Source organism: Amycolatopsis sp. WAC 04169 (assembly GCF_003947535.1).
GTDB lineage: Bacteria > Actinomycetota > Actinomycetes > Mycobacteriales > Pseudonocardiaceae > Amycolatopsis > Amycolatopsis keratiniphila.
This window is the reverse complement of record NZ_QHJI01000014.1, coordinates 227035-250371: the sequence shown is the minus strand read 5'-3', so window position 1 is coordinate 250371 and position 23337 is coordinate 227035. Positions and strand designations below refer to the sequence as shown.

Below are 23337 nucleotides of genomic sequence, written 5' to 3'. Positions count from 1 at the left end.
GCGGGCACCCGTCGGGCAGTACCGCCAAACGGCTGCACTCGGCGTGTGGTGGACCGATCACATGGCATCCTGCATTGTTGACAGGTCGTAAGCAGCGGAGGCCCGGTTGGACATCTCGGCGATCCTCGAAGACATTCGCGAGCACTGGCACGTCTACGCCACGATGCCCTTCATCGCCGCACTCATCGGGTACATCACGAAACGCGTGGCCATCGAGATGATGTTCCGGCCGCTGGAGTTCGTCGGGATCAAACCGTTCCTCGGCTGGCAGGGGGTCATCCCGGCCAACTCGCGCCGGATGGCGACCACCGCCGTCGACCTGCTGACCAAGAACCTCGTCGATCCGCAGGAGATCTTCTCCCGGCTCGATCCCGAGGAAATGGTCAAGGAACTCGAAGAGCCACTCCTCAAGGCCGTCGAGGACGTCACCCGCGAAGTGATGGAGCAGTACCAGCCCAGACTGTGGGAACTGCTGCCGACGCGGGCACAGCGCATGCTGGTCGACCAGGTCCGGGCGCAGGCGCCGAAGGTCGTCGCGAGGCTGATGCGCGAGGTGTCGACGAACATCGACGAGGTCCTCGACGTCAACGAGATGCTGATCAACTCGATGGTCCGCGACAAATCGCTGACCTGCCGCCTGATCAAGGAGGTCGCGACCCCGGAGCTCCGTTTCATCGCCCGGTCCGGCATCTGGTTCGGCTTCGTCATCGGCCTGATCCAGTTCGTCGCGTGGGCGCTGACGAAGCAGCCGCTGATCATGCCGATCTTCGGTTTCGTCACCGGGTTCGTCACCGACTGGCTGGCCCTGAAAATGATCTTCTACCCGCGTGAGCCGCGCCGGTTCCTGTTCTTCAGCTGGCAGGGCATGTTCCAGAAACGCCGCCAGGCGGTCGCCAAGGACTACGGCGCACTGATCGCCGACGAGGTGCTCACCGTGCGGAACGTGATGGAGGCCGTGCTCACCGGGCCCAAATCGGACAAGCTGTTCGCGATGATCACCCGCGAGGTGCAGCGGACCATCGACGCGCAGGCGAGCATCGCGAAACCGTTGGTGGCGCTGACCGTCGGCGGGGTCCAGTACCAGGAGATGAAGAGGGCCGCGGCGGAAAAGGCGATCGCGTATCTCCCCGAAACGGTGAAACACGTGGAGAGCTACGCCACTGACGCGCTCGACGTCCGCAACACCATCGTCACGAAGATGCAGCAGCTGACCCCGCTCGAGTTCGAGGGGATCCTCCGTCCCGCCTTCCAGCAGGACGAATGGAAGCTGATCGCGGTCGGCGCGGTGATCGGCGGGCTCGTGGGTGAACTTCAGGTCCTGTTACTCCTCCATTGAGGACAGGCGGCTAGGTTGCCCCTCAAGCAAGACGCGGGAGGGGCTCGGAAGTGGACGCCGTCATCGCCGATCTCGGCGAGCACTGGCCGGTGTACGTCACCATGCCGTTCATCGCCGCGCTGATCGGCTACGTCACCAAACGCGTCGCCATCGAGATGATGTTCAAACCGGTGGAATTCGTCGGCGTCAAACCGTTCCTCGGCTGGCAAGGGGTACTGCCGGCGAACGCGGAACGGATGGCGGCCACCGCCACCGAGATGCTGACGAACAACCTCGTCGACCCGAAGGAGATCTTCGCCAGGCTCGACCCGGCCCAGGTGGCGAAGGAGATCGAGCAACCGCTTCTGCGGATCGTCGAGGACGTCACCCGCGAGGTGATGGAGCAGTACCAGCCCAGACTCTGGGAAGTACTGCCGAACACCGCCCAGCAACTGCTGCTCAAACGCGTGCAGGCGGAGGCGCCGCGCGCGATCACGAAGATCATGGGCGAGATCTCGGAGAACATCGAGGACGTCCTCGACCTCAAGCACATGGTCGTGACGAACCTGGTGCGCGACAAGGCCTTGCTGAACCGGCTGATCCGGGACATCTCGCGGCCGGAGATGCGGTTCATCGCGCGGTCGGGGATCGTGTTCGGGTTCTCCCTCGGCTGCGTGCAGTTGCTGGTGTGGGCGCTGACGAAGTCGCCGATCGTGCTGCCGCTGTTCGGTATCGGCATCGGCTGGTTCACCGACTGGATCGCCCTGAAGATGATCTTCCTGCCGCGCGAGCCGAAACGGTTCTTCGGCTTCTACACCTGGCAAGGCGTGTTCCAGAAGCGCAAGGACCAGGTCTCCGCCGACTACGGCGACATGATCGCGCGCGAGATCATCACCATCCCGAACCTGCTCGAAGCCGTGCTGAGCGGACCGAAGTCGGACAAGCTGTTCTCGATGATCACGCGCGAGGTGCAGCGGACGATCGACGCGCAGGCGAGTGTCGTGAAGCCGTTCGTCGCGATGGCCGTCGGGAGCAGGCGGTTCCAGGAGATGAAGCAGACGGCGGCCGCGAAGGCGGCGGCGCGGATCCCGGAGACGATCCGCCACGCCGAGAGCTACGCGGTCAACGCGCTCGACGTCCGGAACACCATTGTGGACAGAATGCGGCGGCTGAAGCCGCTCGAATTCGAGCAGCTGCTGCGCCCGGCGTTCCGGCAGGACGAGTGGAAGCTGATCGCCGTCGGCGCGGTGATCGGCGGCCTTGTCGGTGAACTTCAGGTGCTTCTACTGCTTCACTGAAGGCCAACCGATACGGTTTCCCCCTTCCCTGAGCGAAGCGAGGAGGTCGTGTGGACGCCGTCCTGGACGACCTCGCCCGGCACTGGTGGCTGTACGCCGCGATCCCGTTCGTCGCCGCGCTGATCGGCTACGTCACCAAACGCGTCGCCATCGAGATGATGTTCAAACCGCTCGAGTTCATCGGGATCAAACCCTTCCTCGGCTGGCAGGGCGTGGTGCCCAAACACGGTGGGCGGATGGCCGCCGTCGCGACCGAGCTGCTGACGTCGAATCTGCTGGACGTCAAGGAGGTCTTCCGGCGGATCGATCCGGCGATCATCACGCGCGAGATCGAGCAGCCGCTGCTGCGGGCCGTGGACGAGGTCGCCCGCGAAGTGCTCGAAAAGCACCATCCCAGGCTCTGGGAGGTCATGCCGACGATGGCGCAGGAGCTGCTGATCAAGCAGGTCCAGGCGTCGACGCCGCGGCTGGTGCGCGAGTTCATGGAGGAGATGACCGAGAACCTCGACGAGGTGCTCGATTTCCAGCACATGACCGTGCAGCGGCTCACCAGGGACAAGAAGCTGCTCGTCCGGCTGATCCGCGAGACGTCGCGGCCGGAGATGGCGTTCATCGCGCGCACGGGGATCTACTTCGGCTTCGGGCTCGGCATCGTGCAGGCGTTCGTCTGGGCGCTGACGAAGGAGCCGTGGGTGTTGCCGATCTTCGGCGGCTGCATCGGGTTGTTCACCGACTGGCTCGCGATCAAGCTGATCTTCGTGCCGCGCGAGCCGGTGCGGGTCGGCCGGGTGGTCCTTCAGGGCAAGTTCCAGCGGCGGCGGGCCGAGGTCGCGCATCAGTACGGCGAGATGATCGCGAACGAGATCCTCACCGTGCCGAACCTGCTCGACGCCGTCCTGCGCGGGCCGCGGTCGGATCGGCTGTACGCGCTGGTCGAGCGGCTCGTGACGCAGGCCGTCGACGAGCAGGCGAGTGTCGCGAAGCCGATGGTCGCGATGGCCGTCGGCGGGCAGCGGCTGCAGGAGATCAAGCAGGCGGCGGCGCGGAAGGCGCTGGAGCGGCTGCCGCCGACGATCCGGTACGCCGAGGGTTACCTGACCGAGGCGATGGACGTCGCGAAGATCGTCGAACGGCGGATGCTCGGGCTGACGCCGCTGGAGTTCGAGGGACTGCTGAGGCCCGCGTTCCGGCAGGACGAGTGGAAGCTCATCGCGGTGGGCGGGCTCATCGGCTTCGTGGTCGGTGAGCTGCAGGTCCTGCTGATGCTGCACTGACCTGCGTTTAGCGGGCTAAACGCGATCCGGGGCGGCGCACCTGCGTTTAGCGGGCTAATCGCGATCCCGGGTCTCCAGTCAGCTAGATCGCGTTTAGCCCGCTAAATGCGATCGGAGGCGCGAGGGTGCGTGGGGCCGCTTGGAGGTCGTTGTCCCCGATGTGGCATTGGGGGCGCTCAGTGTCTCCAATGCCGCATTGGGGGCGCTGGTCCCTGCGCGCTCCGGATCGCGTTTAGCGGGCTAAACGCGACCCGGGGCGCGGAAGTGAGGCGTTCTCACGTGCGGGAGACACGGGGTGATTACGGTGGAGGGGTGGCGTCCGAACCCCAGCAGCTGCCAGCCGTCCACGAGGCGTGGCTTCCGCGCGAGCACGCGTTGCACCGTCCCCGCCACGGTGGCAGGCAGCTGACCGCGCTGATCAGCGCGCTCCTGTTCTTCACCACGCCCGCGCTGCTGTGGGTGTTCGGCGTCCGGCCGGGCGAGATTGAGAACCACAAGCTCGCGAGCTTCCCCGGGCTGGACCGGGGCTGGGGTTTCTTCACCGACATGCCCGCCTGGGCGATCGACCAGCTGTCGTTCCGGCCAGGCGCGATCGCCGCCGCCGACGCGATCAGCCGCGGCGTCTTCGGCGAGGGCGCCCCGCTCGACCAGCCGCCACCGCAGCAGCAGGCGGGCCCGATCCCCGCGCCGCCCGCACCGTCGCCGTCCAAGACCGCGCCCACGCAGGGGCCGACGCCGAACGCCGCGTCCGGTTACCGCCGTGTCGTGCAGGGCCGCGACGGCTGGCTGTATTACGGCTACGACGCCGACGCGAAATGCGATCCGTCCCGTCCGCTGCCCGAGACCATCGCCAAGATCAACGAGCTGCGGCGTGCGGTCGAGCAGTCCGGGCGCCGGTTCGAGTTCGTCATCGCGCCGGACAAGTCGACGATGGTGCCGCAGTTCCTGCCGGACACCTACCCCGGCAAGGACTGCTCGCGCTCGGCCGAGGCGAGCACCTGGCACCGGATGCTCAAGGACGCGCGCGCGATCGACCTGCGGCCCGAACTCCGCGCGTCCGAGGGACGGGTGCAGCATCCGATCTATCCGCCGAACGACACGCACTGGGCCGACGAGGGCGCCCTGGTGATGACGCGCGCCATCGCGAACGCGATCAAACCGGGGGTCACGCAGACCTGGGTCAGCGTTCCCGTCGGCCAGTACGACACCGTCGCCGACCTGCCGCCGCTGATCAGCAAGCAGGGCACGAAGACGAACACGCTGTACAGCCTCCGCCCGGACGGCGTCGTCGAGCGCGCGGGCGAGCCGAACGGCGACATCGACCGGCCCGTGTACCGCACGGCGAGCCCCTTGATCGGGACTGTGGACGACAAGATCCTGATCTACGGCGACTCGTTCACGAAGGCGTCTTCGCGATATCTCTCGGGCGCGTTCACGAACCTGACGATGCTGGCGCACTTCACGCAGAAGACGTCGCAGGCCGAAGCCGTCGATGCTTTCGTGAACGCGAACGTCGTGGTCGTCGAGGCGGTGGAGCGCAGTGTGGCCGGCGGTCAGCTCGCCTTCATCGACCCGAATTTCCTCGAACCGCTCAAGAAGGCGCTCGCCGAGAACCCGATCCGCTAGCGCAGGGCGGGCTGCGCGGTCGCGGTCGGCTCGACGCGGATCCGCGAAGAACGCCCGCGCAGCCACGCGATGAGGCGGCAGACCAGGTAGATCACGAACGAGATCGTGGTGACGAACGCGCTCACCGGCTTCCCCGGCGCCAGCGAAAGGATGATCCCGCCGAGCGCGGCGATCTCCGCGAACACGATCGACAGCACGGTCGCCTTCCACGGGCTCGCCGTGACCCGCGCGGCCGCCGCGGCCGGGGTCACCATCAGCGAGACCACCAGCAGCGCGCCGACGATCTGCACGCCGAGCGCGCTCGAAATCCCGACCAGCACCGCGAAGATCAGCGACAGCAGCCGCACCGGCACACCGCGTGCCGTCGCGACCGCCGGGTCGACCGTGGCGAACAGCAGCGGCCGGTAGATCACCGCGAGCACCACCAGCACCACGACCGACGCGCCGACGAGCAGGTTCAGGTTGGTCGAGTCGATGGTGATGATCTGCCCGACGAGGATGCCGAACTTGTTGGCGCTGCGGCCTTCGTAGAACGACAGCAGCAGGACGCCCATGCCGAGGCCGAAGGCGAGGATCACGCCGATCACGGAGTCGCGTTCGGACTCGCGGCCGCCGAGGAGCCCGATCAGCAGGGCGGCGATGACCGCGCCCGCGAGGCCGCCGAGCTCGACGCCGACGCCCAGCAGCAGCGCACCCGCCGCACCGGTGAAGGCCAGTTCGGCGGTGCCGTGCACGGCGAACGACATCCGCCGCATGACCACCAGCGGGCCGAGCACGCCGGCCACCAGGCCGAGGACGGCGGCCGCGAGCAACGCCGTCTGCACGAAGTCGAGGCCGAGGAGTTCGCCGGTCAGGGCGAAGTCGAACATCTTGTCCACGGTGCTAACTGGCCCGTTCGTCGATGTGGTGGGGTTCGTCCTCGCACAGCGCGCTCTGCGCCCCGGCGACGTGGATCTGCCCGCCGACCTTGAGCACCTCGATCCGCGTCCCGTACAGCTCGGACAGCGTCTCCGAGTTCATCACCTCGTCCGGCTTGCCGACCCGGAACTGGCCGTTCACCAGATAGAGCACCCTGTCCACATAGGACAGGATCGGGTTGATCTCGTGGGTGACGAACAGGACGGCCGTCCCCGCCGAGGCCCGCCGCTCGTCGATCAGCTCGCTGACCGCGCGCTGGTGCGCGAGGTCGAGGGAGAGCAGCGGCTCGTCGCACAGCAGGACTTCGGGGTCGCCGACCAGCGACTGCGCGACGCGGAGCCGCTGCTGCTCGCCGCCGGAAAGCCGCCCGACCGGCTGCTTCGCGTACGCCTGGGCGCCGACGGACTCGATCGCCTTCGCCACCAGCTGACGCCGCTTCGAAATCCCGAAGAGCCCGGTGCCCCACCGGTGCCCGTCCAGGCCGAGGCCGACCAGGTCCACCCCGCGCATCGTCAGGCCCTCATCGAGGGCGCGCTGCTGCGGGATGTAGCCGATCCGCCGGTTGGTCCCGCCGGGGCGCCGCCCCGCGATCTCGACCGTGCCCTCGGGCAGTCCCTGCTGACCGAGCAGCACCTTGAGCAGGCTGCTCTTCCCGGAACCGTTGGGCCCGAGAATCGCGAGGAACTCGCCGGGTTCGACGTCGAGGTCGAGCCCGGACCAGAGGGTCCGGGTGCCGAACGCGAGGCTCGCCCCGCGGACACGGACCGCGGGGCGGGCTTCGGCGGGTACGGAGGTCACTACTTCAGTGCTCCGGCCAGCGCGTCCACTTCCTTGGTCATCCATGCAATGTAGTCGGTCACACCCTGCGGGAGCGTTTCGGTGACGTCGACGACCGCGATGCCGGCGGTCTTGGCGTCGCCGACGACCTGCTGGGTGACCGGGGTGGTGGTCTGCGCGTTGTTGATCAGGGCCTTGACCTGCTTGCCGGAGATCAGCTGCTTGACCTCGTTGAGCGCGGCGGCGGGCACGTCCTGCTCCGCTTCCACGGCCTCGGCGAAGGCGGGCGGCGTCGCGTCGGTGACCTTCGCGCTGTCGAGCAGGTAGTGCGCGACGGGCTCGGTCGCGACGACCTTCGCGTTCGAGGCGCCCAGGCCCGAGACCTTCTTCAGCAGCTCCTGGGTCTTGCCCTTGAACGCGGTCGCGTTCGCGGTGAAGGCGTCCTTCGAGGCGGGCTGGATCTCGCCGAGCTTCGCGGCGACCTGGTCGGCGATCTTCTCGACGCCGGGGAGGCTGTACCAGACGTGCTCGTTCTCGTTGCCGGTCGCGGCGATGTCGACGGCGACCAGTTTCTGCGCGCCGGTGGCCTGGTCGGCGAGCTTCGAGAAGAAGTCGTCGTAGCCGCCGCCGTTGGACAGCGTCAGCTTCGCGTTCTTCGCGGCGATGGCGTCGCTCGCGGTGGTCTCGTAGGAGTGCGGGTCGGCCGAGGGGTCGTGGATGATCGAGGTGACCTCGACCTTGTCGCCGCCGACGGCGGTCACGACGCTGCCCCAGACGTCGGTCGAGGCGACGACCTTGATCTTCTCGCCACCACCCGGGTTCGCGGCGGACGCGTTCGGCGAACCGGAGCCCGTCGACGCCTTGTCGCTCGACGCGCAAGCCGTCGCGCCGAGCGCGAGGACGGCCAGGGCCGACACGGCCGCGAAAACACTCTTAGTACGGCGGGAATTCATTTACTGCACTCCTGCGGATGCCCAGGCCAGGTGTCCCCAATGCCGGGTAATGGAAACCGTTGTCAGATTCAACTGTACCCCATCCGGATTACCGCGTTGCCCGTCCAGGCGCGAGCTGTACCCAGGGTCACTCTGAATCGAGACCTGCCACACGTCGGGTGATGCTTCTGCAAAACGTTCTGAACCGTTACGGTTTGCGGATGGGCCGTCCTATCCGCACCAGGAGGCAGGCGACACTGGCGTCGTTGGCCGCAGAGCTCGGTGTGTCGAGGACCACCGTCTCCAACGCCTACAACCGACCCGACCAGCTGTCCCCTGAGCTGCGCCGCCGCGTCCTCGAGACCGCGCGCCGCCTCGGCTACCCGGGCCCGGACCCGGTGGCCCGTTCACTGCGGACGCGCAAGGCCGGCGCTGTCGGTCTTTTGCTCACCGAGAACCTCTCCTACGCCTTCCGCGACCCCGCCGCCGTCGGCGTGCTCGAAGGGCTCGCGCTGGCCTGCGAGGACGCGGGCGTCGGCCTGCACCTGGTCCCGGCCAGCCCGGGCCGTGAGGACGTCGCGGCCGTGCACCGTGCCGGTGTCGACGGCTTCGTCGTCTACTCGGTGCCCGACGACGACCCGCATCTGGGCGCCGTGCTGGAGCGCCCGGTGCCGACGGTGATCGTCGACCAGCCGCGGGTGGACGGCGTCGACCGGGTCGGCCCGGACGACGCGGCCGCGGTCACCGCCATGGCCGAGCACCTCATCTCGCTGGGCCACCGGCAGATCGGCGTGCTGTGCATGCGGCTGGCCCGCGAGCGCAACGACGACTTCGTCTCCATCCAGCGGCAGAGCGCCGCCCACTTCCACGTCCAGCGGATCCGGCTGGAGGCGCTGGCCGCCGCGTTCTCGGCGGCCGGGGTCGACTGGGCGACCGTGCCGGTGGTCGAGCGCTTCGACCACACCGTGGACGACGGCGCGTCGGCCGCGCGCCAGCTGCTCGACGCGTATCCGCAGGTCACGGCCGCGATCTGCACTTCGGACATCCTCGCCCTCGGCGCGCTGGCCGAGGCGGAGCGCCGCGGGCTGCGGGTGCCGCAGGATCTGACGGTCACCGGATTCGACGGCATCACCGAGGCCGAGCGTTCCGGGCTCACCACGGTCCACCAGCCGGTGCTGGAAAAGGGCAAGGCTGCGGGCAAGCTGCTGCTCAGCTCCGCCGACCGGGTCGGGCCGAAGGTGATCACCCTGCAGACGGAACTCCGCGTCGGGCGCACGTCCGCGCCGCCGCGGACGGCCGAAGAACGCTGGTTCGGACCGTGATCCGCGTCCACCCGCGTTGCCGTCGCTCCGCGCGTCGGTTCCAATGAACACGTGACCTCAATCGACGTACTGCTCAAGCGGAACCAGGAGCTGGGTGATGTCACTCCCGGTGACCGCTCGTCTCCGAGGCCATCGCTCCACGTGACGATCCTGACCTGCATGGACGCCCGGATCCGGGTGTTCGAGATCTTCGGCCTGATCCAGGGTGAAGCGCATATCCTGCGCAACGCGGGCGGCGTCGTCACCGACGACATGATCCGCTCGCTCGCGCTCAGCCAGCGGAAGCTCGGCACGCGTGAGGTGCTGATCGTGCAGCACACCGACTGCGGCCTGTCCATGGTCACCGAAGACGACTTCAAGGACGAACTCGAAGCCGCCAGCGGGCTGCGCCCGACGTGGTCGGTCGAGGCGTTCCGGGTGGTGGAGGACAGTGTGCGGCGGTCGGTGCAGCGCGTGCGGCGCAGCGACTTCCTGGCGCATACCGACAACGTGCGCGGCTTCGTCTACGACGTGAAGACGGGTCGCCTGACCGAGGTCGAGTAAGGGTTTTAAGCTGGCCCGGTGGGCGTCGACGCGGATGTGCTGACCGGCTGGTTCGACGAAGTGGGGCGCGACCTGCCCTGGCGTGAACCGGAATGCTCCGCCTGGGGCGTGCTCGTCAGCGAGATCATGTTGCAGCAGACCCCGGTCGCGCGCGTCCAGCCGATCTGGCTCGAATGGATGGCGCGCTGGCCGGTGCCGTCGGCGCTGGCGGCGTCGTCGCAGGGCGAGGTCGTGCGCGCCTGGGGCAAACTCGGCTACCCGCGGCGCGCGCTGCGGCTGCATGCCGCGGCGGCCGTCATCGCCGCCGAACACGGCGACGTCGTTCCGTCCGATGTGGACACTCTGCTCGCGTTGCCGGGTATCGGCGCGTACACCGCCCGCGCGGTCGCGGCCTTCGCCTACGGCAAGCGGGCGCCGGTGGTGGACACGAACGTCCGGCGCGTGGTCGCCAGGGCGGTGCACGGAGCGGGCGACGCCGGGCCGCCGTCGAACACCCGCGACATGGCCGACGTCGAGGCGCTGCTCCCGCCGGAGGACGCGCCCGCGGCGAAACTCTCCGCGGCCCTGATGGAACTCGGCGCCCTCGTCTGCACCGCGCGCTCGCCGCGCTGCGCCGACTGCCCGATCTACGAAGACTGCGCGTGGCAGCACGCGGGCAGACCCGCCTACGCCGGGCCAGCGAAGCAGGTCCAGAAGTTCGCCGGCACCGACCGCCAGGTGCGCGGTTTGCTGCTCGACGTCCTGCGCGGCAGCGAAGGCCCGGTCGAGAAGGCGCGGCTCGATCTCGTGTGGCACGAATCCGGGCAGCGCGACCGGTGCCTCGACTCCCTGCTCGTCGACGGCCTCCTCGAACAGACCCGGGACGGCCTGTTCGCCCTACCTGGCGAACACTAACGCATTACGACAAAAGTTGGTCAATGGTTGTCATCGGCGCGATGGCGGGTTAGTTTTCCGGCCAACGCGCATGATGGGAGTTACGCCCGTGGCCGACTTCGACCGACGTACCGCGCTCAAGGGCGGCCTGACGGTAAGCGCCGTCGGGCTACTGGGGACAACGACGATTTCCGCCGCGAACGCGGCCTCCGGGGTGGCGGAACCGAAGATCTACGGAACGGCCGCGTGGAACGCGCGGCCGCCGAGCGGGGCGATCGAGGTGCAGAACCACAAACCGACGTACATCGTCGTGCACCACACGGTCGAGCCCGGGAACGTCACCGACTACACGCTCGAACACGCCTTCTGGGCGTCACGTTCGATCCAGAACTTCCACATGGACACCCGTGGCTGGATCGACACCGGCCAGCAGTTCACGAACAGCCGCGGCGGGCACATCACCGAAGGGCGGCACCGCAGCCTGGAGATCCTGCGCGGCGGGACCCAGCACGTGCTGGGCGCGAACGTGGGCAACAACAACAGCACCTGCATCGGGATCGAGAACGAGGGCCTCTACAGCAAAGAGGACGTCACGCCCGCGCTTTGGGACTCGCTGGTGAAGCTGGTCGCGTACATCGCGTCGCAGTACGACATCTCACCCGAGTTCATCAAGGGGCACCGGGACTTCAACTCGACCGAATGCCCGGGAACCGTGCTGTACAACCGGCTTCCCGAGCTGCGCACGGAGGTCGGCAAGCTGCTGGGCACCGCGTCGCCCAAGGTCGACCTGCCGGAGTGGCCGCTGCTCAAACCCGGCGACTCCGGGCCTCGCGTGCGGATGGCGCAGGAACTCCTGCGGGCACGCGGTTTCGCGGTCCCGGTCGACGGCCTGTTCGGACAGTCCACAAAGGACGCGGTCGCCGCGGTGGCTGCCCGGCACGGGCTGGAACGCGATACCTGCGGTGCGACGGCGGCGACCGACGAGACCGGCTTCCTCGGCTCCGACGTCTGGCCGCTCATCGTCGGCTCCGGCACCGATCCGCGGGCGCTGAAAGCACGACTCGCCGGCTGAACAGCAGCGGCACGAGGATCAGCAAGGCCGCGCACCACGGGAGCGACGACGTTCCCAGCGGCAGCAGCAGCCCGCCGACGAGGGCTCCCCCGGCGACGGCGCCGTTCCAGGCCGCGATCGTGAGCGACTGGGCGGCGTCGGCCGTGGGGCCCGCGAGCACCGCGGTGACGGCCTGGAAAGCGGTCGGCGCGCCGCCGAACCCCAGGCCCCACAAGCCCGCGGCGGCCAGCACCAGTCCGTGGACGCCGTCGCTGATCCCCATCAGGACGATGGCGGCGGCGGTCGCGACGGAGCACGACAGGAGCACGGCGCGCGGACGGCTGTCGAGCGCGGAGCCGACCGCGATCAACCCGCCCACCGTGGCGCAGCCGAACACCAGGAGCGCGGCGCCCAGCATCTGCTCCACGCCCAGCCCGGCGAGCACCGGGCCGATGTAGGTGTAGGCCACGTTGTGCCCCAAGGAGAACAACGCCACCGTCGCCAGTACGGGGCGCATTCCCGGCAGCCTCGACGCGGCCAGCGGGCGGGTGACTTCCGTCCGTTCCGCGGGTACGGCGGGCACCGCGACGGACACCCACGCCAGCAACGGCACGGAGATCAGCGCCATCGCGGCGAACGCCCAGCGCCAGTCGGCGAATTCACCGAGCGCGGTACCGGCGGGCACGCCCAGCGCGAAGCCGATCGGTGTGCCGGACATGGCCACGGCCAGCGCGCGCCCGGTGAGTCCCGCTGGAGCGAGCCGCATCGCATAACCCGCGACGAGCGACCACATCACCCCGGTCAGCGCACCGGAAACGACCCGAGTGGCCAGGATCAGCGGGTACGACGAGGACACGGCGATCACCAGATTGGTCGCCAGGAAGCCGAAGATCAGCACCAGCAGCAGGCGTTTGCGCGGCACCCGGAGGGTCGCGCCGGTGAGCGGGACGGCGGTGAGCGCGGTCGTGATCGCGTAGACCGTCACCAGCTGCCCGGTGGCCGACGGCGAAACGCCCAACTCCTCGGACATGCCCAGCAGCAGCCCGGCGGGCAGCACTTCGGTGAGGCAGCCGAGGAACACCGTGGTCGTCAGCGCGAGCAGCGCCGGGAGGGGCAGCATGCCCCGACGATCTCTTCCCCTGGACGACGCGGGTAGTACCTGGCGGGTATGCCGCGCGGTTATCGGCCGGGATAACCCGGCGGCATGACCGGCTGGCAGTGCCGCGCGCCGCGCGGGCGTACGCACGATGGCCGGGCATCCTCCCCGTTAGAGAGAAGGCTCGTTCATGACCGTGCGGATTCGGTGGCAGGAGCCACTGTGCACCGCGTTGCTCGCCACCACGGTGCTCGGCGCCTGCCCGGCTTCGGCGGTGGCCAAGCCGGCCCCCGGCAGCGACGGATACGTGCACGTCTCACCCGACGGCACCGTCCTCGGACCCGATCCTTACTACCCGAAGGACGGCAACGGCGGCTACGACGTCGATCGGTACTCACTCGCGTTGGACTACGCGCCGTACTCGATGTTCTTGAGCGGCAAGGCGACCATCACCGCGACCGCGACACAGGACCTGGACCGGTTCGACCTCGATCTGCGTGGTCTCACCGTCCGGTCGGTCACCGTCGACGGCGTGGCCGCGGCGTTCCGCCGGGAGGGCGAACACGAGCTGGTGATCACGCCTCGCACCCCGCTCGCCAACGGAGCGCGGTTCACCGTGGTGGTCGGTTACGACGGGCGTCCGGAACCGATCCCCACGGCGCGGGGACGCGTCGGGTGGCTGGCCGCGTACGGCGATTCCGCCGTCGCCACCGGGCAGCCGCGTTCGGCGATGACCTGGTTCCCCGTCAACGGCACCGAGGCCGACAAAGCGACCCTGCGCGTTTCCGTCACCGTCTTGGACGAATTCTCCGTTCTGGGCAATGGTTTCCAGGTCTCCGACGTGCCCGCGGGCGTCGGGCGGCACACCGTCACCTGGTCGGAGGAAACCGCCCTCGCGCCGAGCACGGCGATGCTCGGCATCGGCCGCTGGGAGGTCGAGAGGATCACCCTTCCCGGTGGGCGGACCGCGATCAACGCCTACCACCCGTGCGCCGTGGACAAGCGGAAGATCGGCGGGCGGCTACCCGAGGTGCTGGAATTCCTCACCGGGAAGTTCGGCGACTATCCGCAGTCGGCGGCGGGCGGGCTGTTCCTCGACCGCTCCCTCGGCTACACGCACGGCGCCCAGACCAGGCCGGTGCACGGCCGCGCCGCCGGCATCGCCGATCTCGTGTACGCCAGCGCGTACCAATGGTGGGGAGCCGGCGTGAGCGGCAAGATGTGGCGCGACGCGCTGATGCCCGAGTCCATCGCGCGGTACGCGGTGTGGCTGTGGGACGAGAAGAACGGCGTCGATCTGGATCGGCGTTACCGCGAAATGGTCGCGAAGGTGCGCGACGACGCGGCTTTCTGGGCGCCGAAGCTCACCGATCCCGGGAAGGGCAGAGAATTCGCGCCGACGGCCAAAGCGGTGCTGATGGTGCACGCGCTGCGCCGTCTCGTCGGCGACGACGCGTTCTTCCAGATCCTGGCGGGCTTTCCGGTGATCAACCCGCAGGGAAACCAGAACTGGCACGACTTCGAGCTCTACGTCTCCGCGATGACGCAACGCGATCTCGGCGAGTTCACCCACGCTTGGCTGGACGGCACGGTGCGGCCGCCGGACTCGCTGCTCTTTCCCGGGAGCTGAACGACCTCGTGAGCGAGTGAGGACAGTGGTTCTATTGAGGGGTAGGGCAGAGGTGTCGTGATCGCGGGCGGGTCGGTGGTGAGGTGAAGGCTCCCTTCGCCGCGTCTAATGCGGTGAAGGGAGCCTTCACCCGCACAGACCCCCTCGGTGTCCCTTGTGGACGATGGACCGCGCACAAGATGCCACCTTTGCCTTACCGCCCAAGACCGTCCTCACCACTCACGAGGCCTGTCCAGGTATTCCGCATAAACGGGTGCCGTCCGCGCCTCGGCCCAGTACGCGTCGACCACCGCGGAGAGCAGCTCTTCCCGCCGCCCCGCCACGAAGGTCTCCTTGTTCCAAGCGAGAACATGCCTGCGCGGCAACACATCCCCGCGCAACGGACGCGTCACGATGCCGTGGTCACCCGGGACGCAGATCGGCTGGGACAGTCCGATCGCACCCGCCTTGACCACCAGCAGCGCCACCTGCTGCGAAGTCACCTGATGGGTGAATTTCGGCGTGAAGCCGTGCCGCGCGCAGGTGTCGGCGAAGTACTTGGTGAACGTGGCCGCCGACGAATCGGACACCATCACCCACGATTCGTCCCGCAGGTCGCGCAGGTCGACGACCTTCTCCCGCGCCAGCGGATGGCAGGCGGGCAGCAGGACGAAGGTCGGCTCGGTCACCACGACCGCGGTGTCCACATTCTCGGGGATTTCGAGCTCGTAGCCCGGATAGTCCTTGACCAGCGCCAATTCCGCGCGGCGCTGGGCCAGCAGCGGCAGCAGCCGCTCGGGATGGTCGTCGTGCACGACCTGCACCTCGGTGACCTCCGGCCACAACCGGGTCACCAGCGACGGCAGGCACGCCACCAGCGCGCTGGCCACCGCGGCCACCCGGACGACGGCGGGCGGGCCGCTGGGGCAGACGCGTTGCTCGATGTCTTCGAGAAGTTTGTCCAGCTGTGGCAGCAAAGCGGCGGTGCGGCGCAACAGCAGCTCCCCCATCGGGGTCGGGGTCACGCCGCCCTCGCACCGATCGAACAGCTGGTAGCCCAGCATGTTCTCCAGCCGTTTGAGTTGCGCGGAAACCGCGGGCTGGGTGACGCCCAGCGCGATCGCGGCACGGGAAAGGCTGCCCGTGTCCGCGATCGCCCGGATCACCCGCAGGTGGTGGACATCCAGCTGTACGACGTCGAACTCCTTTGTCACGAACGGGTTTTCGACCCGCCGAAAGAAGTCGTGGCCGCGGGAACCGCCGCGGCCGTGGTCCGTCTGCCGAGAAGAACATACAGCAGAAAAGCGCCGAAAACGGAGTTCACCGTGGGGATCCCCCACGGCAGCCAGATCCCCACCGCCGCTCCGGCCGCCCAGCAGATCAGCGCGGCGGGCACCCAGGACGGGCAGGTGGACGGCAGCTCCCCCGACGCGCGGCCGGCCTCCAGATCCGGTTTCCAGCGCCGGACCACGTAGTACTCGGCGATCACCACCCCCGCCACCGGCGGCGTGAGCACGCCGACCCACGTCAGGAAGGTGGTGAAGTGGTCGAGGATGCCGATCGCGGAGAGCACCGTGCCGAGGCCGCCGAGCAGCAGGGTCGCGGTGGTGCGGTCCAGCCGCCGGGACAGCAGCACCTGCACGGCGTTCACCAGCCCGAGCGAGGACGAATAGAGGTTCCAGTCGTTGATCTTCAGGATCGCGGTGACCAGGATCAGCGTGCCGAGCACCCCGGACGACGAGGTGATGATCCCGACCACGTCGGCGCTTTTCGCCGCGTGCGCGAGCAGCACCCCGATCAGGCCGATCAGGTACTGGCCGAGGGTGACGCTGACCAGGGTCTGCTTCACCACGTCGGACGCGGTGCGGTTGAACCGGGTCATGTCCGGCGTCATGATCGCGCCCATGATGAAGGCGCCCGCCACCAGCGTGGTGCCCTGCGCCAGCGACATCGCCGGGCCCGGCGGCGGCTCGGACATCAGCGTGGGCAACGAATGGTCGCCGAGGGCGGAAATGATCGAAAACCCCGCCAGCGCCAGGAAAGCGGGCACCGTCAGATACGCCGTCCAGGCCATCGCGTGGAAGCCGAACACGACGATCGCGGTGACCAGCGCACCGCCCGCGAGCGCCCACACCCACACCGGCGGGCCGCCCATCAACGCGTGCAGACCGTGGGCGAAGACGTCGTTCTGCACCCCGAACCAGCCGGCCAGGCTCACCGTCATCAGGAGCCCCACCAGCGACGATCCGCCGGTGCCGAAGCCGGCCCAGCGTGCGAGCACCGACGTCGAAAGCCCTTCCCGCGTGCCGGCGACCCCCATCAGGATGGTGATGATCTCCAGCAGCACGGAGCCGATCGTGATGGCGAGTACCGCGTCCCAGAACGTCATCCCGAAGCCCAGCACCGCGCCGAGCAGGAACTGATGGAACGAGGAAACCTGCCCGAACCGTTGCAGCGCGACGGACACCCAGGAGTAGCGGCGGTCGGCGGGCACCCGGCGCAAGGAGAAGTCGTCGTGTTCCACGCTCACTCCACCGGTTCCGGGACGGCTTGTTCGAGGACGACGAAACCTTGGCCCGGCAACGGCCGCCACGAGAGTTCGCCGCGGTAGAGCCGTTCGAGGAAACCGACCCGCTGGTGATAGGCGAACACGGAGCTTTCGACGCCGGCCACGGCGACGGTGCCGACGAACATCGGCAATTCGGCGAGGAAGTACCGGACCGCACTGCGCAGCTGGTCACGAGTGGGGTGTTCGCCTTCGGGCAGGCGCCGGTCCAGCACCCAGCCCGTGGCGCCGAGGCACTGCTCGGCGAACTCCGGATCGGTGGCGAACCGGTGGTGTGCCTCGGAAAGCAGGCCGAGATACGCGCTGTCGGCCTCCAGCATCGAGGCGTCCAGTATCAACGTGTGCGGATCCGAAGGGCAGACCTGCTGTAGCGCGCGGACGATCTTGTTACGCGTGTAATTCCCCTGTCGTTGCGCCTTTTGCGCGGCGCGGACCGGGTCGTAACCGAGCGCTTCGAGCGTGAACGCGGACGGGCCGTCCGGGACGAAGAAATGGAATCCCCGAAAGGCCGACATGGCCCAGCGGGCGAGATCGGCGATACGTTCCACGGTGAAATGGCTGTTGAACGGGCTGACGCCGAGACAAACGTGCTCGGCCCGCGCCAGCGGATCGGCGCAATGCTCCGTGAGTGGCAGTGGTCGCGGCAAGACGGCTCCTGATTCGCGTGATCTGCAAGGCGTCGACCGAACGTAGCCACGGCACGGTCGTGCGGGTATTGCCGTCGAATGTTGTCACCGGGTTATGAGAAATCGGCTGTCTCTACTTTCGGGGGTGCCGGGCGCGAACCGGTCGCGGTATACGAAGTCATGGAGATTCAGGTTCGGCATCTTCGCGTGATCTGTGAGATCGCCGCCGCCGGCAGTCTCAATCGTGCCGCGGCCGGGCTGGGGCTCGGTCAACCGGCGCTCAGCCACCAGTTGCGCCGGATCGAGCGGATGGTCGGCGGCCCGCTGTTCCACCGCGACCAGCACGGGGTGCGGCCCACCGAACTCGGCGCCCTGATCCTGCGACGGGCACGCGCGATCGTGCTCACCTTCGACGAACTGGAGCACGACTTCCACCGCCAGGAACCCGAGACGGGCGAATCGATCCGGATCGGCTGGAACGACAGCGCCATCACGGGTTCCCTGCTCGGCGGCCTGCGCGACCTGCGCCCCGGCGAGCCGTTCCGCACGCGCGCCGACACTTCGCGCACGCGGCTGCTGGCGCAGGTCGCGAACCGGGGCATCGACCTCGCGCTGATCATGATCTGCGGCCGTCGCGGTCTTCCGGTACCACCGGAAGTGCGGACGCTGACCCTGGTCGAGGAGCCGTCTTTCGTCGCCATCCCCGCGGAACACCCGCTCGCCGGCGAAGAGGAGATCGAGCTCGCCGAACTCGCCGGGGAGGACTGGATCGTGTCGAGCGGCGGCGACGGCTGCCGGGTGGTGTTCCGGGAAATGTGTCTCGCGCACGGTTTCGATCCGCGGATCACCCACGACGTCGACATCGACACCGTGCGGGAAGACCTGGTCAGCGGCGGATACGGGGTCGGGCTGGTCCAGCCGACCCGGCCACCGGCCGACGGGCTGGCCATCCGGCCGCTGGCGGGCGCGCCGATGTGCGTGCGGCATGTGCTCGCGTGGCGGGAAGACGGTCCGTGCGCACGCGGTGTCCCGGAACTCGCCACCGAGGCGAGGGCGGGCTATTGGCGGCTCGCCGAACGGACGGCGTCGTACCGCTCCTGGCTGCATCGCCACGGCAGGGTGGCCGCCGGATAACCCCTCGGCATGCCGAGGCGGCACTAGAGCGTGTCCCGCGAGGCGGCCGACGATGTGAATCGTCAATCACGGTCGCCGGAAAGAAGGGGCACCATGCTGCCGTTGATCACCCGTACGGAACTGCTTTCCCGGATGGAGTCCGGCTCGGTGGTCGTGGTCGACACGATGCCGGTCGCCTATTTCGAAAAGGAGCATCTGCCGGAAGCGCGCAACATTCCGGGTTTCCCGTACGAGCAGGCCGCCGAATTCACCGACCGGCTGGCACCCACGGTGCTTCCGGACAAGGGCGCCGCGATCGTCGTCTATTGCGCGAACACGCCGTGCCGCAACAGCGAATTCGTCGGGCGGCGCCTGCTGGAGCTCGGGTACACGAACGTCCGCAAGTACCGCGAAGGCATCGAAGACTGGGTCGCGAACGATCTTCCGACCTGGTCTTCGTCCTGAAAGGAGATCGTCTTGTCCAAGGTCAAACGATTCGTCTGCGTGCTGGCCGGTGCGCTGGCACTCGTCACCGGATTCGGCGGCGGAGTGGCTTCGGCCGCGCCGACGGCCGAGAACGTGATGACGGTGACCTCGGCCAACTACGCCGAGGTCATGAACATCTCGAAGCAGAAGCTGGTCATCATGGACTTCGGCGCGACCTGGTGCCCGCCGTGCCGTCAGATGAAGCCGGTGATCGAGCGGCTCGCCGGTGAATACGGCGGGCGGTTCCTGCTGGGAGAGGTCGACGTCGACCAGAGCCGTGACCTGTCCACCCGGTACAACATCCGCTATCTCCCGACGCTGGTCGGTGTCCGCAACGCCGCTGAACTGCCGTCGTCGCGGAACATCGGTTACCCGGGCGAAGCGCGGTTGCGCGCGTGGATCGACGCTCAGCTCGCGAAGGGCTGACCGATGACGTCGGAGAGAAACGCTTCGACGGCACCGAGGTAGGTCTCCGGCGCTTCGTCGTGCACCACGTGCCCGGCGCCTTGGACGACGATGTGCCGTCCGAGGCCGCCGGGCACACGCGCCGCCAGTTCGGCCTGCTGACCGTGCGGCATCGCGGTGCGTTCACCCTCGATCGCGAGCAGCGGGCACTCGACGCGTTCGACGAACTCCCAGAAATCGCGCCGTCCCCACTCGGCCGCGATCTCGTACAGGTCCGCGAGCGACGCGATGAGGTGGTAGCCGTCTTCGCGTTCCTCGACGCACTCGATGAAGTAGTCGCCGGTGTCGCCGAAGAATTCGCGCACGTGGGCCAGCGACCGGAACGGGACCGGCCACGACTCGAAATACCCGCGCCAGGTGTCCACGGTCCGGCCGCGCTGATCCGGCGCGAAGTCCTCGCAGACCACGGCGCGGACGAGCTCGGGATGCGTGGCCGCGGTGACCCACGCGTGCAAGCCGCCCATCGAATGTCCGATCAGGACCGCGGGTTCGTCGAAGGTCCGCAGCACCTCGGCGACGTCGTCGGCGAACCGTTCGGTGCGCCAGGGCCCGCCGCGTGGTCCCCGCCCGTGTCCGCGCGCGTCGAGGCCGTGGACACGCCCGTACGGTTCGAGCCTTCGCGCGACCCGCCACCACGTCGTCGCCCTGCCCATCAACCCGTGCAGAAGGACGATCGGCGGCCCATCGCCGCCGAAAGTGACCAACCCGTCGCGCTGAATCACCACTAAGCTCCCCTCCATGCGCAGCCGTGTCCCCGCCGCCGGTCTGGTCCTGGGGGTCGTCTGCGCCCTGATTATCGGCTGCAGTGCCGATCCCCCTCCGGCCACGCCCCCTCCGCCGCCGCCGATGAACCCGGCGCCGGGTGCTCCTGGCGCGGGCGACCCGTACTACCCGATGGACGGCAACGGCGGCTACGACGCGACCGAATACCAGGTCGGGATCACTTACGACCCCGCGAAAGGGCGGCTCGACGGCGACACCACGGTGATCGCGAAAGCGACCCAAGACCTCAATCGGTACAACTTGGACTTACGCGGCTTGACGGTCCAATCCGTTGAAGTGGACGGTAAACCGGCGAAGTTCGCCCGCGAGGGCGAGTTCGAGCTGGTGGTGACGCCCGCCGAGCCGATCCGGAACGGGACTTCCTTCCGCACGAAGGTCCTCTACGGCGGGGACCCGTCGACGACGCCCAAGGCGGGTGGCAGCGAGAACGGCTGGCAGAAGTCGAAGGACGGCGGCGCGTTCATCGTCGGCGAGCCGCATTCGGCGTCGTTCTGGTATCCCGTCAACGAGACCCCGCGCGACAAGGCGATGTTCACCCTCACCGCCCGCGTGCCGGACGGCTGGACCGTCATCTCGAACGGGCGCGAGATCCAGAAGGCCGCGGCGAACGGCTGGACGACGACGTCCTGGCAGGAACGGACCCCCGTCGCGGCGTACCTGACCACGGTGGCGATCGACAAGTTCACCGTCGACCGGATGGCGCTCCCGGACGGGACGCCGGTGGTCAACGCGTACGCGCCGGGCGCCGAGGACCGGCGCGACACCGGCAGGCGGCTGCCGGAGATCATCGGCTTCCTGAGCTCGAAGTTCGGGCCGTATCCGGTGGACGCGGCGGGCGGTATCTACCTCGACGAGGACATCCACTTCTCACTGGAGACCCAGGCCAGGCCGACCTACGCGAAATGGGCCGACCTGATCACCGTGGTGCACGAAACCGCGCACCAGTGGTTCGGCGATTCGGTGACGCTGAATTCGTGGTCGGACATCTGCCTCAACGAATGTCTCGCCTCGTACGCGCAATGGCTGTGGCAGGAGTCGCGGGACAACGAGAACCTGGACGTCCGTTATCGCGCCGCGCTGGAGATCATGCGGGGCAGCGCGGATTTCTGGAAGCCGAAGCTGGTCGGCATGGGGGCCGGGCAGGAATTCCGCGGCGTCTACGACAAGGGGATCCTGGCCGTCCACGCGCTGCGGCGGAAGATCGGCGAAGGCGCGTTCGCGCGGCTGCTGAAGGAATGGCCGGCGGCGTACCGGAACGCCAACGCGACCTGGGCGGACTTCGAGGCGTTCACGATCAAGCTTTCGGAGCAGGACCTGCGGCCGTTCTTCGACGCGTGGTTCCACGGGACGACGATCCCGCCGGACGCCGAACTGCTTCCGGGCACCCTGCGCGGCTGACAACACCCCCGCATTTCGTCCTCTAAATGCGTGTCGTGCGGGGCACCCGATCCACGCATTTAGTCCTCTAAATGCGGGGGTAGTCCGGCAGGTCGATGCCGTTCACGACGTCCCGCATCTTCCGCGAGGCCAGCGCGGCGAACGGCTTCAGCCGCATGACCCGCATCGCCAGGTACCGCATCCGCAAGCCCGTCCGCGACTTCGCGAAGATCGACTCCGCGTTCTCCCGCCCCAGCTCCTGCGTCTTCTCGACGAACTCGCGCATGACGGCTTCGTAGCGCTTGAGCCCGGTGTCGAGACCGGCGGCGAGTTCCCCGGCGAGCACGTACGCGCCGACGAACGCCAGGCTCGTGCCCTGCCCGGACAGCGGCGACGGGCAGAAAGCGGCGTCGCCCAGCAGCCCGACGCGACCGCGCGACCAGGAGTCCATGATCACCTGGGCGCACGAGTCGAAGTAGAAGTCGGGCGCCTCGTCCATCCGGTCGAGCAGCCAGGGCGCCTCCCACTCCATCCCGGCGGCGAACCGGCGGACCAGCGCCTTCTGCGCCTCGACGTCGCGATAGTCGTAGTCGATCTTCGGCGAAGCGAACCCGAAGTACGCCATCGCCTCGTCGCCGTCGCGGACTGCGCGGATCCCGGCTGACCGGCCGACGTCGTCGTAGCCGACGGCCCAGCTCCGCAGCCCGAGCCGGTTCGGCACACTGAAGAACGCCAGGTACGAACCCAGATGCCGGACGAACCGGGACTCCTCGCCGAAGGCCAGCGCCCGCACGCCCGAATGCAGCCCGTCCGCCCCGATGACCAGGTCGAACGTCGCCCTCGAACCACTCGCGAAGGTGACGCCGACGCCGTCGTCCCGCTCGTCCAGCGCGGTGATCCGGTCGCCGAAGACGTACTCCGTCCGCTCGTTGGTCGCTTCGTAGAGCACTTCGGTCAGGTCGCCGCGGAGGATCTCGATCTCCGCGACGACGCCGTCGCCGTCGGAGTCGTCGGCGCGGATGGTGGCCTTCGTGCGGTTCTTCCGGTCGACGAGGGTCTCGCCCTTCGTGTCCGTGCAGGCCGCGCGGATGCGTTCGTCCAGCCCCATCCGGCGGACGACCTCCTTGGCCGTTCCGCGCAGGTCGACGGCCTGGCCGCCGGGGCGCAGCGACGGCGCGCGCTCCACGACGGTCACCTGGAAGCCGTACCGGGTGAGCCAGAAGGCCAGTGCCGGTCCGGCGACGCTCGCTCCGGAGATGAGGATCTTGGTGTCAGCCATCATCTGGA

Annotated in this window: 22 protein-coding genes; 13 read left to right on the top strand and 9 right to left on the bottom strand. The window is 68.4% G+C overall.

The genetic code is table 11. From position 1 onward, the window contains the following. Positions 1-106: 106 nt before the first annotated feature. From DMC61_RS35995 to DMC61_RS35980, 4 genes are all read left to right on the top strand, one after another. The gene (locus tag DMC61_RS35995) at positions 107-1336 is read left to right on the top strand and encodes a DUF445 family protein (RefSeq protein ID WP_016337725.1); all 1230 of its coding nucleotides are present in this window, start codon (positions 107-109) and stop codon (positions 1334-1336) included. Between the two features lie 50 nt (positions 1337-1386). Beyond that, the gene (locus DMC61_RS35990) at positions 1387-2613 is read left to right on the top strand and encodes a DUF445 domain-containing protein (RefSeq protein ID WP_125694999.1); all 1227 of its coding nucleotides are present in this window, start codon (positions 1387-1389) and stop codon (positions 2611-2613) included. A 50-nt stretch (positions 2614-2663) separates the two neighbouring features. Further along, a complete protein-coding gene (locus DMC61_RS35985; protein WP_125694998.1) occupies positions 2664-3887 on the top strand; it encodes a DUF445 domain-containing protein in 1224 nt (407 codons plus the stop codon). 312 nt (positions 3888-4199) lie between these two features. After that, on the top strand, positions 4200-5513 hold the full coding sequence (locus DMC61_RS35980; RefSeq protein WP_125694997.1) for a hypothetical protein: 1314 nt from the start codon (positions 4200-4202) through the stop codon (positions 5511-5513). On the opposite strand, the gene DMC61_RS35975 is transcribed toward DMC61_RS35980, so the two are convergent. The 3 genes from DMC61_RS35975 to DMC61_RS35965 are packed head-to-tail and all read right to left on the bottom strand — an operon-like array spanning position 5510 to position 8161. Further along, on the bottom strand, positions 5510-6391 hold the full coding sequence (locus DMC61_RS35975) for a metal ABC transporter permease (protein ID WP_063274691.1): 882 nt from the start codon (positions 6389-6391) through the stop codon (positions 5510-5512). The genes DMC61_RS35980 and DMC61_RS35975 overlap by 4 nt on opposite strands. Before the next feature lie 4 nt (positions 6392-6395). Next, entirely contained in the window at positions 6396-7229 is an 834-nt protein-coding gene (locus DMC61_RS35970) for a metal ABC transporter ATP-binding protein (protein ID WP_016337730.1), read from the bottom strand. Next, positions 7229-8161: a metal ABC transporter solute-binding protein, Zn/Mn family gene (locus DMC61_RS35965; RefSeq protein WP_016337731.1), complete on the bottom strand. Its 933-nt coding sequence runs from the start codon at positions 8159-8161 to the stop codon at positions 7229-7231. Before DMC61_RS35965 ends, DMC61_RS35970 begins: the two co-directional genes overlap by 1 nt. 200 nt (positions 8162-8361) lie before the next feature. On the opposite strand from DMC61_RS35965, the gene DMC61_RS35960 reads away from it, so the two are divergent. The 4 genes from DMC61_RS35960 to DMC61_RS35945 all read left to right on the top strand — a co-directional run bounded on the left by DMC61_RS35960 (position 8362) and on the right by DMC61_RS35945 (position 11950). Next, the gene (locus DMC61_RS35960; RefSeq protein ID WP_125694996.1) at positions 8362-9462 is read left to right on the top strand and encodes a LacI family DNA-binding transcriptional regulator; all 1101 of its coding nucleotides are present in this window, start codon (positions 8362-8364) and stop codon (positions 9460-9462) included. Positions 9463-9513: 51 nt separating this feature from the next. Continuing rightward, complete coding sequence (locus DMC61_RS35955; protein WP_125694995.1) at positions 9514-10005, top strand: carbonic anhydrase; 492 nt, start codon at positions 9514-9516, stop codon at positions 10003-10005. Between the two features lie 18 nt (positions 10006-10023). After that, complete coding sequence (locus DMC61_RS35950) at positions 10024-10899, top strand: A/G-specific adenine glycosylase (RefSeq protein ID WP_125694994.1); 876 nt, start codon at positions 10024-10026, stop codon at positions 10897-10899. Positions 10900-10987: 88 nt separating this feature from the next. Continuing rightward, the gene (locus DMC61_RS35945; protein ID WP_125694993.1) at positions 10988-11950 is read left to right on the top strand and encodes an N-acetylmuramoyl-L-alanine amidase; all 963 of its coding nucleotides are present in this window, start codon (positions 10988-10990) and stop codon (positions 11948-11950) included. On the opposite strand, the gene DMC61_RS35940 is transcribed toward DMC61_RS35945, so the two are convergent. Then, complete coding sequence (locus tag DMC61_RS35940) at positions 11895-13049, bottom strand: MFS transporter (protein WP_125694992.1); 1155 nt, start codon at positions 13047-13049, stop codon at positions 11895-11897. The genes DMC61_RS35945 and DMC61_RS35940 overlap by 56 nt on opposite strands. Positions 13050-13215: 166 nt before the next feature. On the opposite strand from DMC61_RS35940, the gene DMC61_RS35935 reads away from it, so the two are divergent. Further along, on the top strand, positions 13216-14655 hold the full coding sequence (locus DMC61_RS35935; protein WP_125694991.1) for a M1 family metallopeptidase: 1440 nt from the start codon (positions 13216-13218) through the stop codon (positions 14653-14655). Between the two features lie 212 nt (positions 14656-14867). On the opposite strand, the gene DMC61_RS35930 is transcribed toward DMC61_RS35935, so the two are convergent. Genes DMC61_RS35930 through DMC61_RS35920 form a run of 3 tightly spaced genes read right to left on the bottom strand, consistent with a single transcriptional unit; the run spans position 14868 to position 17847 of the window. Further along, entirely contained in the window at positions 14868-15848 is a 981-nt protein-coding gene (locus DMC61_RS35930; protein WP_125694990.1) for a LysR family transcriptional regulator, read from the bottom strand. After that, positions 15845-17158 carry a cytosine permease gene (locus DMC61_RS35925; RefSeq protein WP_125694989.1) on the bottom strand — a complete coding sequence of 438 codons (1314 nt, stop codon included), beginning with the start codon at positions 17156-17158 and terminating at the stop codon, positions 15845-15847. The genes DMC61_RS35930 and DMC61_RS35925 overlap by 4 nt, the downstream gene beginning before the upstream one ends. 2 nt (positions 17159-17160) lie before the next feature. Beyond that, entirely contained in the window at positions 17161-17847 is a 687-nt protein-coding gene (locus DMC61_RS35920) for a tRNA-dependent cyclodipeptide synthase (protein ID WP_125694988.1), read from the bottom strand. A 159-nt stretch (positions 17848-18006) separates the two neighbouring features. On the opposite strand from DMC61_RS35920, the gene DMC61_RS35915 reads away from it, so the two are divergent. The 3 genes from DMC61_RS35915 to DMC61_RS35905 all read left to right on the top strand — a co-directional run bounded on the left by DMC61_RS35915 (position 18007) and on the right by DMC61_RS35905 (position 19851). Continuing rightward, the gene (locus DMC61_RS35915) at positions 18007-18960 is read left to right on the top strand and encodes a LysR family transcriptional regulator (RefSeq protein WP_125694987.1); all 954 of its coding nucleotides are present in this window, start codon (positions 18007-18009) and stop codon (positions 18958-18960) included. Between the two features lie 93 nt (positions 18961-19053). After that, entirely contained in the window at positions 19054-19404 is a 351-nt protein-coding gene (locus DMC61_RS35910; RefSeq protein ID WP_016337743.1) for a rhodanese-like domain-containing protein, read from the top strand. 12 nt (positions 19405-19416) lie between these two features. Next, positions 19417-19851 carry a co-chaperone YbbN gene (locus DMC61_RS35905; protein ID WP_063273490.1) on the top strand — a complete coding sequence of 145 codons (435 nt, stop codon included), beginning with the start codon at positions 19417-19419 and terminating at the stop codon, positions 19849-19851. On the opposite strand, the gene DMC61_RS35900 is transcribed toward DMC61_RS35905, so the two are convergent. Next, positions 19833-20630, bottom strand: coding sequence for an alpha/beta fold hydrolase (locus DMC61_RS35900; protein WP_125694986.1), 798 nt, complete (start codon positions 20628-20630; stop codon positions 19833-19835). The genes DMC61_RS35905 and DMC61_RS35900 overlap by 19 nt on opposite strands. Between DMC61_RS35900 and DMC61_RS35895 the strand changes: the two genes are divergently transcribed. Then, positions 20629-22071, top strand: coding sequence for a M1 family metallopeptidase (locus DMC61_RS35895; RefSeq protein WP_370456442.1), 1443 nt, complete (start codon positions 20629-20631; stop codon positions 22069-22071). The two genes, DMC61_RS35900 and DMC61_RS35895, sit on opposite strands and share 2 nt — an antisense overlap. 67 nt (positions 22072-22138) lie before the next feature. On the opposite strand, the gene DMC61_RS35890 is transcribed toward DMC61_RS35895, so the two are convergent. Further along, the gene (locus tag DMC61_RS35890) at positions 22139-23329 is read right to left on the bottom strand and encodes an FAD-dependent monooxygenase (protein ID WP_233595060.1); all 1191 of its coding nucleotides are present in this window, start codon (positions 23327-23329) and stop codon (positions 22139-22141) included. Between the last annotated feature and the right edge of the window lie 8 nt (positions 23330-23337).

Bases quoted from the DNA above. Each gene is read 5' to 3' on its own strand.
- DMC61_RS35965 (WP_016337731.1), bottom strand. From the start codon at position 8,161: ATGAATTCCCGCCGTACTAAGAGTGTTTTCGCGGCCGTGTCGGCCCTG.
- DMC61_RS35960 (WP_125694996.1), top strand. From the start codon at position 8,362: ATGGGCCGTCCTATCCGCACCAGGAGGCAGGCGACACTGGCGTCGTTG.
- DMC61_RS35940 (WP_125694992.1), bottom strand. From the start codon at position 13,049: ATGCTGCCCCTCCCGGCGCTGCTCGCGCTGACGACCACGGTGTTCCTC.
- DMC61_RS35935 (WP_125694991.1), top strand. From the start codon at position 13,216: ATGACCGTGCGGATTCGGTGGCAGGAGCCACTGTGCACCGCGTTGCTC.
- DMC61_RS35915 (WP_125694987.1), top strand. From the start codon at position 18,007: ATGGAGATTCAGGTTCGGCATCTTCGCGTGATCTGTGAGATCGCCGCC.
- DMC61_RS35910 (WP_016337743.1), top strand. From the start codon at position 19,054: ATGCTGCCGTTGATCACCCGTACGGAACTGCTTTCCCGGATGGAGTCC.
- DMC61_RS35895 (WP_370456442.1), top strand. From the start codon at position 20,629: ATGCGCAGCCGTGTCCCCGCCGCCGGTCTGGTCCTGGGGGTCGTCTGC.
- DMC61_RS35900 (WP_125694986.1), bottom strand. From the start codon at position 20,630: ATGGAGGGGAGCTTAGTGGTGATTCAGCGCGACGGGTTGGTCACTTTC.
- DMC61_RS35890 (WP_233595060.1), bottom strand. From the start codon at position 23,329: ATGGCTGACACCAAGATCCTCATCTCCGGAGCGAGCGTCGCCGGACCG.